This window comes from Sporosarcina sp. SAFN-015, assembly GCF_059415085.1.
The window spans coordinates 1-14,961 of the sequence record NZ_JBPFDR010000010.1; the positions used below are offsets into that span (position 1 = coordinate 1).

At 41.9% G+C, this 14,961-nt stretch carries 12 protein-coding genes and 1 tRNA gene; all 13 read left to right on the forward strand.

Annotated elements, in window-relative coordinates; translation table 11 throughout:
• Positions 1-250: 250 nt before the first annotated feature.
• Entirely contained in the window at positions 251-1,009 is a 759-nt protein-coding gene (gene rph, locus ACR65H_RS15720; RefSeq protein ID WP_440501527.1) for a ribonuclease PH, read from the forward strand.
• A complete protein-coding gene (locus ACR65H_RS15725; protein WP_440501529.1) occupies positions 1,006-1,620 on the forward strand; it encodes an XTP/dITP diphosphatase in 615 nt (204 codons plus the stop codon). The genes rph and ACR65H_RS15725 overlap by 4 nt, the downstream gene beginning before the upstream one ends.
• The gene (locus ACR65H_RS15730) at positions 1,617-2,117 is read left to right on the forward strand and encodes a metallophosphoesterase (RefSeq protein ID WP_440501531.1); all 501 of its coding nucleotides are present in this window, start codon (positions 1,617-1,619) and stop codon (positions 2,115-2,117) included. Before ACR65H_RS15725 ends, ACR65H_RS15730 begins: the two co-directional genes overlap by 4 nt.
• Before the next feature lie 71 nt (positions 2,118-2,188).
• Positions 2,189-2,262 (forward strand) — tRNA-Arg (locus ACR65H_RS15735).
• A 339-nt stretch (positions 2,263-2,601) separates the two neighbouring features.
• A complete protein-coding gene (locus tag ACR65H_RS15740; protein ID WP_440501532.1) occupies positions 2,602-3,546 on the forward strand; it encodes a ring-cleaving dioxygenase in 945 nt (314 codons plus the stop codon).
• A 268-nt stretch (positions 3,547-3,814) separates the two neighbouring features.
• A complete protein-coding gene (locus tag ACR65H_RS15745; protein ID WP_440501534.1) occupies positions 3,815-5,461 on the forward strand; it encodes a sensor domain-containing protein in 1,647 nt (548 codons plus the stop codon).
• Positions 5,462-5,601: 140 nt separating this feature from the next.
• Positions 5,602-6,579: a DUF3196 family protein gene (locus tag ACR65H_RS15750; protein WP_440501535.1), complete on the forward strand. Its 978-nt coding sequence runs from the start codon at positions 5,602-5,604 to the stop codon at positions 6,577-6,579.
• Positions 6,580-6,689: 110 nt separating this feature from the next.
• On the forward strand, positions 6,690-7,976 hold the full coding sequence (gene tig, locus ACR65H_RS15755; RefSeq protein WP_440501537.1) for a trigger factor: 1,287 nt from the start codon (positions 6,690-6,692) through the stop codon (positions 7,974-7,976).
• A gap of 146 nt (positions 7,977-8,122) precedes the next feature.
• Entirely contained in the window at positions 8,123-9,391 is a 1,269-nt protein-coding gene (gene clpX, locus ACR65H_RS15760; RefSeq protein ID WP_440501539.1) for an ATP-dependent protease ATP-binding subunit ClpX, read from the forward strand.
• Between the two features lie 121 nt (positions 9,392-9,512).
• On the forward strand, positions 9,513-11,837 hold the full coding sequence (gene lon / locus ACR65H_RS15765; RefSeq protein WP_440501540.1) for an endopeptidase La: 2,325 nt from the start codon (positions 9,513-9,515) through the stop codon (positions 11,835-11,837).
• Positions 11,834-12,415 carry a ribosome biogenesis GTP-binding protein YihA/YsxC gene (gene yihA, locus ACR65H_RS15770; protein WP_440501542.1) on the forward strand — a complete coding sequence of 194 codons (582 nt, stop codon included), beginning with the start codon at positions 11,834-11,836 and terminating at the stop codon, positions 12,413-12,415. The genes lon and yihA overlap by 4 nt, the downstream gene beginning before the upstream one ends.
• Before the next feature lie 313 nt (positions 12,416-12,728).
• A complete protein-coding gene (hemA, locus tag ACR65H_RS15775) occupies positions 12,729-14,063 on the forward strand; it encodes a glutamyl-tRNA reductase (protein WP_440501544.1) in 1,335 nt (444 codons plus the stop codon).
• A gap of 40 nt (positions 14,064-14,103) precedes the next feature.
• Positions 14,104-14,934, forward strand: a complete 831-nt coding sequence (gene ccsA / locus ACR65H_RS15780) for a cytochrome c biogenesis protein CcsA (protein WP_440501545.1) — start codon at positions 14,104-14,106, stop codon at positions 14,932-14,934.
• Positions 14,935-14,961 lie beyond the last annotated feature (27 nt).

Here is a 14,961-nt window from a genome sequence, read left to right on the forward strand (position 1 = left end):
CAATCGCCGGTACAATACCGACAACTGGCTGCATAATAAGGTGTTTTTTAATTGTCTCAAAAAAGGTAGTCAGTGCCAAATTAAAAGGGTTCGAATCAATTGCGATCGATTGGCTCGGTATTGAAAATCCTGATGTCAGACATATTGTTCTACAGAACCCTGAAGCTTAAATTAGGCTTCAGGGTTTTGCTATCGTGAAAATGAATATGGTAAGATGGATGACGAATTTGATTTGTGGAGGGTATCCAATATGAGGCATGATGGAAGAACTGCAGATATGGGAAGGCCAGTATCAATTGAGACGGATTATTTAATCCATCCGGAAGGCTCGGTTTTAATTTCTGTAGGGAATACGAAGGTGATTTGCACGGCATCCATTGAGGAAAGAGTTCCACCGTTTTTAAGAGGAAGTGGACAAGGTTGGGTGACCGCGGAGTACTCGATGCTCCCTCGTGCTACCGGCCAGCGGACTCAACGGGAATCCTCACGCGGAAAAGTAGGCGGAAGGACAATGGAAATTCAGCGCTTGATTGGACGTGCTATGCGTGCAGTGATCGATCTGGGAGCGCTAGGAGAACGGACGATATGGATTGACTGTGATGTGATCCAAGCAGATGGCGGGACAAGGACAGCATCCATTACGGGTGCGTTTGTTGCCATGGGCATTGCTGTCTCTAAATTAACGAAAGAAAAGGGGCTAAGCCAATTTCCTATCAAAGACTATTTAGCCGCGATCAGTGTAGGGAAGACGGAAGAAGGCGTCTTGATTTTAGATCTTGATTATCCTGAGGACTCGGCAGCTGCTGTCGATATGAACGTCGTTATGACAGGCGCTGGAGAATTTGTTGAATTACAAGGGACTGGTGAAGAAGCGACATTCACACGGCAGGAAATGAATGATCTAGTCGAGCTCGCAGAAACAGGTATCCAACGATTGATCTGTGTTCAGAAGGAGGCACTTGGAGAAATCGGTACGCTTATTGGCGGAAAGGATGGCGAAGAACAATGAAGAAAATATTGATTGCAACGAACAATAAAGGGAAAGCAAAAGATTTTGAAACACTTTTTGGTCCTTTCGGTTTCGAAGTGCAAACATTGAATGATCTTGATCAAGACATTGATGTAGAAGAGACTGGCGTTACATTTGAGGAAAATGCGATTTTAAAGGCTGAAACGGTTTCGAAGCTGTTAGGTATTATGGTCATTGCTGATGATAGTGGGTTGGAAATCGATAGTCTTCATGGAGCTCCGGGCGTCTATTCTGCGCGTTACGCGGGCGAGCCAAAGAATGATGAGGCTAATATCGATAAAGTGCTGTCCGAGCTTCTGGGAGTGCCAGAGGAAGAGCGTACGGCTCGTTTCCGTTGTGTCCTTGCCGTTGCAGGACCTAGTGTGGAAACTGTAACATTTTCGGGTAGCTGTGAAGGAATGATTCTTGAGGAGAGAAGAGGAACGAACGGTTTCGGCTATGACCCGATATTTTATTCTCCTGAGAAGGGACAGGCGATGGCAGAATTGTCTCCGGAGGAAAAAGGCCAAATTTCACATCGTGGTGCAGCCCTTAGACAGTTGAAGGAGCGTTTGCCGGAGCTGCTAGATTCGTTAGGGGAAAACCAATGAAAATCGTCGTCTTGAGCGATTCGCATGGCGATAAGGAAACGGTGAAGGCCGTTTCCGCGTTGCGTGCGGATGCTATTTTTCATTGTGGAGACAGTGAACTATCATGGGATGATCCGATTTTGCAAAACCTGCATATCGTAAAAGGAAACTGTGACAGAGATCATCGTTTTCCGGATTCAATTGTAGTTGAAGTCGGTGACAAGAAAATTTGGATGGTCCATGGGCATAAGCATGATTGCAAACGGACAATGCTGCCTTTGTATTATGAAGCTCAGGAGCTAGGGGTAGATATTGTTCTTTTTGGCCATTCACATTCGTATGGCGCCGAGTTAAGTGAAGGAATATTATTTGTTAATCCAGGAAGCACATTGCTCCCAAGAGCGGGTAAACAACCAACTTTTGCAGAGATTGAATGGAACAATGGCTTCTGGATTTCCTTCAAAAACATGGATATGGAAACAGTAATTACAGTTGAAATGAAAAATATCGCAAATTAGCGTTGACTTTTCCAGCGAGCCTGCCTATAATAAAACTTGTCGTTAGGCAATCAACAGTTGCCAAACAACATGTCTCAGTAGCTCAGTTGGATAGAGCAACAGCCTTCTAAGCTGTGGGTCGGGGGTTCGAATCCCTCCTGGGACGTATTAAGTTAAATCGAACGCAATTAGAAATAAGAAACGTCCGCAAACTCTGTTTTAACAGTGTTTGCGGACGTTTCTTATTTTTTATAGAAACACTTTAAAGCGATACAAATGTGGAATATGTAGTGAACCCTAATTGGGGTCACTCTTTTAAAAGTGTCTGCCATTTGGATTCAGTTCACAATACAGGCGTTCGTTGTTCAACGATGAATTTAGTTTGAAATCAAGGTATTTTTCTTGTGCTGTTATCATTTGAGATGTAAAGTGAAGAAACGCACACAGGTAATTTATTTCCCAAACAACTTGACTAATCAAACGACAATATAGGAGGAGAAAACTTATGTATACAATTCCAGGACATCATCATATTTCGATGATTACGAAAAACGCTAGCCAAAACAATCACTTTTATAAAGACATTCTTGGTTTACGTCGTGTGAAAATGACCGTCAATCAAGATGAGCCGTCAATGTATCACTTATTTTACGGAGATAAAACAGGGAGCCCAGGCACAGAATTATCATTTTTTGAAATCCCGGTCGTCGGGCGCACCCATCGAGGGACAAATGCCATTACGCGAATTGGGTTGCTTGTCCCTTCGGAGGATAGCTTAACTTATTGGAAATCCCGTTTTGAGAAGTTCGGCGTTTCGCATGATGAAATTACAACATACGCAAACCGTCCTGCTTTGCCTTTTGAGGATTCCGAAGGCTTGCGTATGGTACTTCTCGTATCCAAAGGGGGAAAAGTCGAGCACTGGAAAACTTGGGAAAAGTCGATTGTACCAGTAGAGCATCAAATTCAAGGAATGGGTTCAGTAGAAATAACCGTCCGTAAGCTCGATAAATTAGCTCGAACGCTAACTGAAGTATTTGGTTATACTGAAGTGTCACGTACGGAAGAAGAGATGATATTCCAATCGGTGAAAGGTGAAGTGTTCGGCGAAATCGTTGTGAAATATTTAGATGGTCCAGCCGAAAAGCCGGGACGTGGAAGCATTCATCATTTAGCGATCCGAGTTAAAGACGAAGAAGAACTCGCACACTGGGATGAGCAAGTCCGCGCTCGAGGCTTCCATTCATCCGGCGTCGTGGATCGTTTCTATTTTAAAAGCTTATATTTCCGCGAGTCGAACGGCATTTTATTTGAAATTGCAACAGATGGACCGGGATTTACAATTGACGGAGATATCGAAACGTTAGGTGAGAAATTAGATCTACCGCCGTTTTTAGAATCGCGTCGTAGAGAAATAGAAGAGAAACTACAACCTATTGAGGAAAACTAATTATGGAACAATCTCGTATTGAGGTGTTATAGACCATCTTTAGTTTGTTGAGTGCTGATTAATAAATATCTATAAAATAAAGGTTGATTGAAGACGAAAGATGGGTAGAAATATAAGGAATTACTAAATTACCGTAAAGTAACATGTTAATTTGTCGAAAATAAAGGCAGGGAGGTGGTGTATAACCCGTCCCTGCCTGTTATTTGTAATCAAACATAGCCTATTTACGAGCCATTGTACGTAGTCATTAATAGAAGGAGTAATACAAATGGAAAGTTTTATAAGAGGAATTCCGAATGATATGTATGAATTCATGTTAAATCATAGTCCAGATCCTATATTTCTAATAGGTGAAAAAGGAAAAATGTTTTATGTGAATGCTGCAGCTACGGACTTGTTTGGCTATTCATCTTCTGAATGGAAGAACATCAACTTACGAAATATTATTGACCCGGAATTCTTGGGTGAAGCAGCTCTCTTTTTTTCGAAAACATTGAATGGAGAATATTGCTCTTATACTGTAAATGCTCACGACAAAAAGGGGAAGCAACTTCATTTGCAAGTTAAAAATATACCTTTGTTTACGAATGCGCGGCAACCGAAAAATGTAATGATTTTAGTTAATGATTTTACCGAACTCGTGGAAACGAAAGATGCATTGCAAAAAACAACACAGCAATTAGGTTTCTTTTATGAGTCTTCCGCAGAAGCAATGGATATTATCGACCTTGATGGCAATGTCTTGCAGGTTAACAAAGCCTTTGAGGAAATGTATGGATGGAAAGAGGAAGAAATAGTAGGGAAACCGATGCCGACAATCCCACCCGAACGGATGGGACAAGTAAAAAGAGATCGTGCCCTTGTCTTGAAAGGTTTAAGCATTAAAGGGTTGGAAGTGGATTGTTATAAAAAGGATGGCACATTAATACCCGTCAGTATTACACTTTCTCCCCTTCATGATGACCAAGGAAGAGTTATCGCATTTTCTGGCATTTCACGTGATATTTCGGAAAGAAAAAGATACGAAGAAGCATTAATACGCAGTGAAGAAAAATATCGCTTAATTGCCGAAAACATGACGGATCTAGTTACAATTTTAGATGCAAACGGAGTCATCATCTATGCATCGCCTTCCACTACCCGGGTTTTAGGATTTCCATTGGAATACTATGAGCGGAAAAATGCCTTCAATATTATCCATCCAGAAGATTTACCAGAGGTCAAAAAGTTGTTCTTATCTATATTCCGTTCAAAGGGCTCTGCTGATATGGAGTTTAGGTATGAACATAAAACGAAAGAATGGATATGGCTTGAGGCGAAAGGATCTTATTTTGTAGATGAAGAAAAGGGTGAGGGATTTGTACTGGTAGTCTCCCGCGTCATCGAAGAAAAAAGGATAATGCGTGAGAAGTTAATGCAAATGGCATTCCACGACGAATTGACGGGATTGCCAAATCGGAGACTATTCCAAGAAATCATGCGCCAAACATTGAAAGAAGCTAAACGGAATAAAGAAACATGCGCCTTGTTATATATGGATATTGATGAATTTAAATGGGTGAATGATCATCTTGGCCATTCAATAGGTGACAAGTTGTTGAAACAGTTTTCTAAAAAAGTTAAGCTATCACTTCGTGAAAGTGATGTATTTGCCCGTCAAGGCGGAGATGAATTTCTAATCCTTCTTCCTAATACCGATGAAAATGAAGCGATAACGATTGGAGCACGTATTTTAGATAGTTTGCAGGAACTATGGCAAATCGGAGAACACTCATTTACGACGACTTCAAGTATCGGCATCGCTGCATACCCAAAAGACGGCGTTTCAATCGATGAATTAATTCGAAATGCAGACAGGGCATTGTATAAAGCAAAAGAAAACGGTCGGAACACATATAGAACGTACTCTAATTAAAAATGAGTTGACAAAAAAGTTGTATGAACGACTTTGTTGTCAACTTTTTAATACATACTTATATAAACTGAAGTGAATAATTCATTTCCGGTTGGAAAATGCTATATGTTATAGTGAATGGATGAAAGAAGGTGAATCCAGTGAGACATAGATATGGAAGGCTCATTAAAAAGGATAACATCGTCGTGTTTCCTGGTGCCTTGGAACGGCTGATCGAAAAAGGGTTGGATGCAGTTGAAGATACCGACTACGCGGAAGCTGTTGAAGCGTTCGGACAGGCGTACCATTTTGACCCGGACAATACCCGATTATTAGCGCCATACGCAGTTTCATTGTACGAAACAAAAAACTTCCCATTGGCGAAAGAAGTGGCAACAAAACTACTACATAGCGGAACTACGGATTATCTTGATGCCATGGAGTTATATTTGGCGATCAGCATTCAACTTCAAGATTATGAAGAAGTCGAAATGACAATCGAAACTCTTCTAGATGAAGGAATCGTCCCACCAGACACGTTGAAGAAGTTCAACTATTTACGGGATCTAAATAAAAGACTTTCTTATAGATATATTCGTGAGGTAAGTGAACCCCAGAAACATGACTTGTTCACCTTGGATGAATTCGTGCAAGAAACAACTGAAACACAGCAGAAAATGCTTGCTGTTTTTGAAAATAGCGAGTTAGATCAGACTATCAAAAAACTCCTCGCACAAATTGTCGAAACGGAAAGCTTGCATCCGATCGTCAAAACATATGCACTCGTTCTTCTACGTGATTCAGGATATGAAAAAGAAGTGACCGTCCAGAAATTTGGATATTCAAAAAATGTCATCCCTGCAGATCTCGAACTTCCGAGTCAAGATGAACGTTCCATTAATGTAGTGAATCAGATAGGAGAGCTATTTGAAAAGGACCCATCTCGGATGCAAATGGCGATTGACGCTAGTCTGCGTTATGGAATTATTGCCTATCCTTTTTGTTGGGATGGATTTACGACTTTTGAAGTTGCTGATGCATATACAGAATACATAGAAAGCATGTTCACTGGTGAGCCGGTTACTAACACGGAATTGAATTCATTGATCAAATCTGTCGATGAACAGACAGATAGGTGATATGCATTAAATCTGTTGAAAGATCGAAAGTCTATGATATACTGTAAGGGTTGTAAATAGCGTATAAACGTGAGAAAATATATTGGTCATTATGATTCGGAGGTATTAACATGTCTGTTAAATGGGAAAAAGAAGAAGGAAATAAAGGGACGCTTACAGTTGAAGTTCCTGCTGAAACAGTAGACGCAGCACTTGACGAAGCATTCAAGAAAGTTGTAAAGAAAGTTCAAGCGCCTGGCTTCCGTAAAGGGAAAATGCCACGCAAAATGTTCGAAAGAATGTATGGCGTAGAAGCACTTTATAACGATGCTCTAGATATCATCCTTCCAGAAGCGTATTCCAACGCTCTTGACGAAGCTGACGTAGAGCCGATCGCTCAACCTGAAATCGAAATCGATGAAATGGAAAAAGGCAAAGCTTTAGTCTTCAAAGCGCATGTTACATTGAAGCCAGAAGTGAAACTTGGCGACTATAAAGGTCTTGAAGTGACACGTCAGGAAACTGAAGTGACAGACGAAGAAATCGAACAGCAATTAAAAGATCGCCAAACAGCATTAGCTGAAATGGTTGTAAAGGAAGACGGCGCTGTTGAAAACGGCGATACTGTTAACCTCGACTTCGAAGGATTCGTTGATGGCGAAGCGTTCGAAGGCGGTAAAGCTGAAGGATACGATCTTGAAATCGGTTCTGGTTCATTCATTCCAGGTTTCGAAGAGCAAGTCGTCGGTATGAAACAAGGCGAAGAAAAAGACGTTGAAGTCAATTTCCCTGAAGAGTACCATGCAACAGAATTGGCTGGAAAACCTGCAGTATTTAAAGTGAAAGTACATGAAATCAAATCGAAGGAAGTTCCAGAGCTTGATGATGAGCTTGCAAAGGAAATCGATGAAAGCGTCGAAAGCCTTGAAGAACTTCGCACAAAAATGAAAGAACAGACTGAACAAGATAAAAAAGGCGCATCTGAAACAGCAATGCGTGACGATCTTGTAGAAGCTGCAGCAAGAAATGCTGAAATTGATATCCCAGAAGTAATGATCGATTCCGAAGTGGACCGTATGATGGATGAGTTTGGACAACGTCTACAAATGCAAGGCATGAACCTTGACTTGTACTTCCAGTTCTCAGGTCAAGATGAAGCTGCATTGCGCGCACAAATGAGAGACGATGCTCTAAGCCGTGTCCGCGTTTCCTTGACGCTTGAAGCAATCGGCGCTGCTGAAGGTATTGAAGTGACTGAAGAGGAAATCAATGCTGAGCTTGAAAAAATGTCTGAACAATTTGGTATGGAAGTTGACCAAATTAAACAAACACTAGGCGGAACAAGAGTACTTGAAAACGACTTGCGTTTCAACAAGACAGTTGAATTCCTAGTTGAAAATGCAAAAGTCACTGAATAATGGGTAACGAAAAATACAAGGTGCGGTTTTCCGTGCCTTGTTTTTCATAGGCGAGGATTTTTTGGGAAGCCTAGTAAGGCAGTTCTAAATAGTTGATAAAAACGGGGGAATCTTGTAAGATTGTCACTTGAATAGGGGTGAGCTTGATGTTCAAATTTAATGATGAAAAAGATAATTTAAGTTGTTCTTTTTGTGGTAAAACCCAAGACCAAGTACGAAAACTCGTTGCCGGTCAGGGTGTTTATATTTGTGATGAGTGTGTTGAACTTTGTGCGGAAATCGTCGAGGAGGAAGTGGGCCTTGATGAACACTTCGAGCTGAAAGATGTTCCGAAACCACGTGAAATCCAAGGCATTTTAGATGAATATATTATCGGTCAAGATCGAGCTAAGAAATCATTGGCTGTTGCAGTTTACAACCACTACAAACGTATTAATACAAATAGCAAGGTTGACGATGTGGAAATCGCAAAATCAAATATCGTCTTAATTGGGCCTACTGGTAGCGGTAAAACGTTGTTGGCGCAAACATTGGCGCGTATTCTCGATGTTCCTTTCGCTATCGCAGACGCAACTTCATTGACAGAAGCAGGTTATGTCGGTGAAGACGTTGAAAATATTTTATTGAAATTGATCCAAGCGGCAGATTTTGATATTGAACGTGCTGAAAAAGGAATCATCTATATTGACGAAATCGATAAAGTTGCCCGTAAGTCGGAAAACGCATCGATTACTCGTGATGTATCGGGTGAAGGTGTACAGCAAGCCCTCTTGAAAATACTAGAAGGCACGGTTGCAAGCGTTCCACCACAAGGCGGTCGTAAGCATCCGCACCAAGAATTCTTGCAAATCGATACGACCAATATCCTGTTCATCGTTGGTGGAGCGTTCGATGGTATGGAAGAAATTATAAAACGCCGTACTGGGCAAAAAGTGATTGGTTTTGGCACGAATGCAGATGAGGAATCCAAAGAGGAAGCATCCTTGCTTTCAAAACTGATTCCAGAAGATCTACAGCGTTTTGGACTGATTCCAGAGTTCATCGGCCGTCTACCAGTGATTGCAACATTAGAGCAGTTGGACGAAGCAACTCTTTATCAAATCCTGACGGTTCCGAAAAATGCAATCGTTAAACAGTACCAGAAGATGGTTGAATTGGATGGCGTTGCATTGCGCTTTGACGAGGATGCTCTTATGGAGATTGCCAAGGAAGCGATTGAACGGAAGACGGGCGCTCGTGGATTGCGTTCCATTATCGAAAACATCATGTTGGATATTATGTATGAACTTCCTTCACTTGATGAAGTGACAGAATGTATCATTACGAAAGATTCCGTCCTGAAAAAGTCAAGTCCGATCCTTTATCGAGAAGATGGAACACAGTTAGATCTCGATCAAGAGAAGAATACGGCCTGAAAATTGGAGGAATAAAGCTGACTCCGACGGAGCGATACATTCGCTCATCGGTTGTCGGCTTTTTCCACCTTATATGATTTGTACATAATGGATATACATAACTTATGGAGGTGACTTCCGCATGCCAAATCAAAAAAAGCTGAACGTGCCTTTATTGCCTTTACGCGGGATGTTGGTTTACCCGACGATGGTTTTACATATTGACGTCGGGAGAGAGCGCTCCGTATTCGCGGTAGAACATGCAATTGCAAACGGTAATTACATCATGCTCGCTTCACAGAAAGATACGGGCGTGGAAAATCCGGAAGCTGATGACTTATACAAAATTGGTCTTTTGGCTTATGTTAAGTCATTGACTGAATTGAACAATGGAACATACCGTCTCTATATTGAAGGCATTGAAAGGGCGGAATGGTCCAATTATGAAGAGGCGGATCTCTACCCCGTCGTTGATGTGAATAGTATTCCTGATGATACAGAAGTGGATGCGGAATGTATCGCCCTAATGCGAATCTTATTACCTTATTTTGAGAACTACACCAATTATTCAGCAAAGGTGTCACAAGAGACATTCGATTCCATTGCTACAATTGAAGAGCCGGGCAGATTTGCAGATATGATCGCTTCTCATCTGCCACTAAAATTATCTGCAAAACAAGAAATCCTTGAAATTACCGACGTTAAAAAACGATTGGAATTTCTAATCAATAAATTGCATGATGAACAAGCTATCCTTGCGTTGGAACGTAAAATTAACACACGCGTGAAAGAAGCGATGGAGCGGACGCAGAAGGAATTTTATCTCCGTGAGCAGATGAAAGCTATACAGAAAGAACTTGGCGACAAAGATGGAAAAAGTATTGAAGTCGTGGAGCTCACAAAAAAAATTGAAGAAGCGGGCATGCCCGAAAATGTGAAACAAATAGCATTCAGGGAGTTGGATCGCTATGAAAAGGCTCATTCCGCCTCTGCTGAAAGTGGAGTGATCCGGAATTATATCGATTGGCTTATCGCTTTACCGTGGTCTGATGCATCGAAGGATCAATTGGATATTAAAAGATCTGAGGAAATATTGAACCGCGACCATGAAGGACTTGATTCAGTCAAGGAACGTATTTTGGAGTACCTTGCCGTCCGTCAAATGACGAAATCATTGCGTGGGCCGATTCTATGTCTTGATGGTCCGCCAGGAGTAGGGAAAACTTCGCTCGCCCGTTCAATTGCGGAATCATTAGGCCGTAAATTTGTACGGATTTCACTTGGCGGCGTACGTGATGAATCTGAAATAAGAGGGCATCGTCGTACATATGTCGGTGCTATGCCGGGACGAATTATTCAAGGTATGAAAAAAGCTGGAAAGATTAATCCTGTTTTCCTGCTCGATGAAATTGATAAGATGTCCAATGACTTCAGAGGAGACCCGTCATCGGCCATGCTGGAAGTTTTGGATCCTGAACAAAATTCGACGTTCAGCGATCATTATATTGAAGAACCCTATGATCTGTCGAATGTATTATTCATCGCAACTTCCAACGATTTAAGTTCCATTCCTGGACCTTTGCGGGACCGCATGGAAATCATTTCGATTCCTGGATATACTGAACTCGAAAAGCGGTCTATTGCGAAAAACCATCTTATTCCGAAACAGTTGAAAGAGCACGGATTAACAAAATCACAGGTTCGTTTTAGTGACGATGCAATCCGTAATATCGTCCGTTATTATACACGTGAAGCCGGCGTCCGAGGGTTGGAGAGGGAGATAGCGAGGATTTGCAGACGAGCAGCAAAGCAGATCGTTACCGGAGAAAAGAAAAGTATTACAGTCAGCGTAAAAACTCTTGATGCATTGTTAGGCAAGAAGAGACATACTTATGGACAAGCAGAAAAGAAAAATCAGGTCGGTGTTGCAACTGGTTTGGCATATACGACAGTCGGTGGGGATACACTTCAAATCGAGGTTTCATTATCTCCCGGCAAAGGTAAACTCATATTGACGGGTAAGTTGGGCGATGTCATGAAAGAGTCCGCGCAAACAGCGTTGTCATATGTCAGATCAAAAGCTGTGAATTTTCATATTAATCCTAATTTCCACGAATCAAATGATATCCATATTCACGTTCCGGAAGGCGCTGTCCCGAAAGATGGGCCATCTGCAGGCGTGACTATTGCGACCGCCCTCGTTTCGGCGTTAACAAAACGTCCGATTAAGAGGGAAGTTGGTATGACAGGTGAAATAACGCTTCGTGGCAGAGTATTACCGATCGGTGGCGTGAAGGAAAAGTCATTAAGTGCACATCGTGCAGGCTTGACCACAATTATCTTGCCTATTGCAAATGAAAGAGACATTGAAGATATACCGGAAAGTGTGCGTAATGAACTTACATTTAAGCTTGTCTCAGATGCTGAGGAAGTATTGGCGTACGCATTGGAGGAGGCTTCCGAATGAAAGTCAATCAAGTTGAAATGATTATGAGTGCAGTAAAACCTGAGCAGTACCCGGATGATGGATTCCCCGAATTTGCATTGGCAGGCCGTTCGAATGTAGGGAAATCTTCGTTCATCAATAAAATGATTGGACGGAAAAGCTTGGCCCGTACATCATCGAAGCCCGGGAAGACCCAAACCTTGAATTTTTATAAGATTGAAGAAAAATTATTTTTCGTCGACGTTCCCGGTTATGGGTATGCAAAAGTGTCCAAATCGGAACGGGAAGCTTGGGGTAAGATGATTGAAAGATATTTAACGGGACGTGAACAACTTCGCGCTGTTGTCCTTATCGTTGATCTTCGTCATCCGCCAAGCGTAGATGATTGTATTATGTATGACTTCTTAGGTCATTACGATATTCCTACAATCGTCATTGCGACGAAAGCCGATAAAATTCCGAGAGGCAAATGGGAAAAACATAAAAAAATCGTTAGAAATGAATTGAATATGCGTGCTGGAGATCCTTTGGTCCTTTTTTCTTCAGAAAAAGGGATCGGAATGGATGAGGCGTGGCGTGAAATAGAAAATAGAATGTAATGGTAATCCGGATGAATTCTACGTTCATCCGGATTTTTCTTCAAAAGCGGAGGCGGCCAGCTTAGATGCGACAGGCATAAGGCGGACCTGCGAAACGGCGCTTTATGCCGTACAGCAGGGCTGACTTATGACCCCGAGCATCTGGCCGGCGGAGCTAGATGTTAAAGCGGAACCTTATTACATTAGAATTATTACAAAAATAGGGAACGAGCCGTTGTTATTTCAAGAGTTAGTCACAAAATTGTCCGTTATAAAAAGTATGATATGTTATAATCGTATATGGTAAATAGAACGGGAGAGGTGTGAACACCTTATGTATACTATCGTGGTCGGTGTCAACCACCGAACAGCTCCAGTGGAAATCAGGGAGAAATTATCTTTTGTAGAAGCTGATCTGCCGAAGGCTATGGAAGCATTGCAAAAAGAGAAGAGTATTTTGGAAAACGTCATCATATCTACGTGCAATCGTACTGAAATATATGCAGTGGCGGATCAAATTCATACTGGCCGTTATTATGTAAAACGGTTTTTAGCGGATTGGTTTGACATGGAGCTTGAGGAATTATCCCCCCATTTGCTCATTTATGAAAATGATGCAGCGATTGAACATTTAATGCGTGTATCTGCAGGCATCGATTCAATGGTGCTTGGAGAAACGCAAATTTTAGGACAAGTACGCAACAGCTTCCTGGAAGGGCAGAATATTGGAACGACAGGAACAGTGTTCAATGAATTGTTCAAAAAGTCGATAACGCTTGCGAAAAAGGCCCATTCAGAAACTGCTATCGCGGATAATGCTGTTTCTGTATCTTATGCAGCAGTCGAGCTTGGTAAAAAAATCTTTGGTTCATTGAACGATAAACATATTGCCATCCTCGGTGCAGGGAAGATGGGTGAATTGGCCATTAAGAACTTGCACGGCAGTGGAGCAGGAAAAGTGACAGTCATCAATCGTACTTTGTCGAAAGCGGAAGAAATGGCGAAGCAATTCGGAGGCGTGGCAAAGCCGATGCAGGAATTGCAATGCACTCTATTGGAAGCGGATGTATTAATTAGTTCTACGGGCGCAACCGATTTTGTCATTGATTTCGAACTGATGCAATATGTCGAGAAGCTTCGTAAAGGAAAGCCGATCTTCATGGTCGATATCGCGGTTCCTCGCGACTTGGACCCTAGAATTGGCGACTTGCCGAATGTTTTCCTTTACGACATTGATGACTTGCAAGGAATCGTCGAAGCGAACTTGGCGGAGCGTAAACGCGCAGCGGAAGAAATCGGTTTGATGATTGAAGCAGAAGTTGTCGACTTCAAGGAATGGATTGCGACGCTTGGTGTTGTGCCGCTCATTTCTGCATTACGTGAAAAAGCACTCACTATCCAAGCGGAAACAATGGCAAGTATTGAAAATAAAATGCCGAATTTGACGGAACGCGAAAAGAAATTATTGAACAAACATACGAAATCAATCGTCAATCAAATGCTGAAGGACCCGATCTTGCAAGCTAAAGAGCTGGCGCTGGATGAAAAAGCGTCGGAAAAATTGACCTTGTTCAAGCAAATATTTGGATTGGCCGATGACGTGGAAGAGGAAGTCGTCCATGCAAAAACTCAATCCATTATCAAATCGCCTAACTTAGCCGAGGCGTAATTTATTTGATTAGATACATGCGAAAGGCAGAGGTTGCGTCATGACCGAAATGACTATGGCGAGATTTCATGAAGTAATCGTCGTCCTGTATGCGGTGAGCCTCGTATTTTACTTCATTGATTATTTGAACAGTAATAAAATCGCCCATCGCAGTGCATTATGGATTTTATCGGTCGTCTATGTGATGCAAAGCGGATACCTCATTGCGCGGGTGATCGATACACAGCGATTCCCCGTCCTTTCCCTGTATGAAGGGATCTATTTCTACGCTTGGCTGCTTATATCGTTATCGATAATCCTCCAAGTGTTTTCAAAGGTCGGGTTCGCTGTTTTCTTTTTAAATGTTATTGGATTTATATTTATGACAATTCATACATTCACGCCGACACAGATTGATAAATCGCCGGTCGGGGAATCGCTCATATCTGAATTGCTTTTCATTCATATCACTTTTGCGATTCTTTCGTATGCGGCATTCGCGATGTCTTTTGTTTTCGCAATCCTTTATTTGCTCGTCTATAAAGTGTTGAAAAAGAAAAAGTGGACAAAGCAATTTGGACGGCTCCCATCACTTCAGCAATCGCTATCAGGGATGAAAGCTTCTATTTACACGGGAATCCCGGTATTGTTCATTAGTCTTGTGTTGGGGATTCAGTGGGCAACAGTCGCGTTGGATGACTGGATGATCACCGACATGAAGATTATCGGGTCTTTCCTCGTTATTATCCTTTATAGTTTAGTATTGTTTTTACAAAGAAGAGGTAGACTGACAGCGAACGATTTTGCTTGGGCGAACGTCTTCGCTTTTCTTTTTGTTATCGTCAACTTTTTTCTTGGAAGCAGATTATCGCAATTCCATTTTTGGATTTGACGTTTTAAGAGTACTTCAATAGGAGGA

Bases quoted from the DNA above. Each gene is read 5' to 3' on its own strand.
- yihA (WP_440501542.1), top strand. From the start codon at position 11,834: ATGAAAGTCAATCAAGTTGAAATGATTATGAGTGCAGTAAAACCTGAG.
- ACR65H_RS15725 (WP_440501529.1), top strand. From the start codon at position 1,006: ATGAAGAAAATATTGATTGCAACGAACAATAAAGGGAAAGCAAAAGAT.
- ACR65H_RS15740 (WP_440501532.1), top strand. From the start codon at position 2,602: ATGTATACAATTCCAGGACATCATCATATTTCGATGATTACGAAAAAC.
- ACR65H_RS15745 (WP_440501534.1), top strand. From the start codon at position 3,815: ATGGAAAGTTTTATAAGAGGAATTCCGAATGATATGTATGAATTCATG.
- lon (WP_440501540.1), top strand. From the start codon at position 9,513: ATGCCAAATCAAAAAAAGCTGAACGTGCCTTTATTGCCTTTACGCGGG.
- ccsA (WP_440501545.1), top strand. From the start codon at position 14,104: ATGACCGAAATGACTATGGCGAGATTTCATGAAGTAATCGTCGTCCTG.
- hemA (WP_440501544.1), top strand. From the start codon at position 12,729: ATGTATACTATCGTGGTCGGTGTCAACCACCGAACAGCTCCAGTGGAA.
- clpX (WP_440501539.1), top strand. From the start codon at position 8,123: ATGTTCAAATTTAATGATGAAAAAGATAATTTAAGTTGTTCTTTTTGT.
- rph (WP_440501527.1), top strand. From the start codon at position 251: ATGAGGCATGATGGAAGAACTGCAGATATGGGAAGGCCAGTATCAATT.
- tig (WP_440501537.1), top strand. From the start codon at position 6,690: ATGTCTGTTAAATGGGAAAAAGAAGAAGGAAATAAAGGGACGCTTACA.
- ACR65H_RS15730 (WP_440501531.1), top strand. From the start codon at position 1,617: ATGAAAATCGTCGTCTTGAGCGATTCGCATGGCGATAAGGAAACGGTG.